Source organism: Bacteroides muris (ex Fokt et al. 2023) (assembly GCF_024704895.1).
Classification (GTDB): domain Bacteria; phylum Bacteroidota; class Bacteroidia; order Bacteroidales; family Bacteroidaceae; genus Bacteroides; species Bacteroides muris.
Map to the genome: position 1 here is coordinate 1 of NZ_JAMZEE010000108.1, position 820 is coordinate 820.

General features: G+C 45.5%; 1 protein-coding gene. It reads left to right on the top strand.

All coding sequences use genetic code 11. The features are described from left to right. Positions 1-38 precede the first annotated feature (38 nt). The coding region (locus M1B78_RS18445) for an IS982 family transposase (RefSeq protein WP_430732579.1) at positions 39-820 on the top strand (782 nt) is incomplete at its 3' end.

Genomic DNA, 820 nt, shown 5'->3' on the forward strand with positions numbered 1-820 from the left:
TAACCCGTTGGTTGAATTAAAATTCTAAATATTTACAAATGAAAAAGTTGCACAATTTGCGGATTATTATTAAATTAGTGGTAACCACACCGTTAACTACTATTGCACTGCTTATGCGCAACTTCATAGCAAATTTCGTCAGAATCCTCGGAATCTGCAAGGATTTTGCCGGAAATCGAGTTAATGAACATGGAAACGTACCCAGGTGCGGTGTTGTTCCCAAGTTTTCCGACCTTGAAGTCATTGCTCTCGGGATAACCGCCGAGTCCTTCGGCTTCGACAGCGCGAATCTTCTTTTTTATCGTCTGCACCATGAGTGTAAGGAGGATTTGCCTAACCTGATCAGTCGCAGACAATTCAATGCCCGACGCAAGCTCACGGCCCGACTTGCAGAAGAAATCCGCAAGGATGTAGCCAGAGCTATTGATGGCCCCGAAGATGTATTCTGCATTGATTCTAAACCAGTAAAGGTATGCCGGAACGCACGGGCCAAACGATGCACCATGGGACAAGACAATCCCGATGCTGCTCCCGACTGGGGATACTGCGCTTCGCAAGGCTTGCATTATTATGGCTATAAGCTCCATGTTGTCTGCGGAATACTTGGTGTTATCCATTCCTTTGACATGACTGCCGCAAGTGTTCATGACCTTCATTATCTCAAGGACGTACGCTGGGAATATCATGATTGCATGATGCTTGGAGACAAAGGCTATCTCTGTGCTGAGATTCAGAAGAATCTCTTTGAGGCAGCAAATATCACTCTTGAAGTTCCATATCGGCTGAATCAGAAAAACTGGCATCCGCCTACATGGGCATA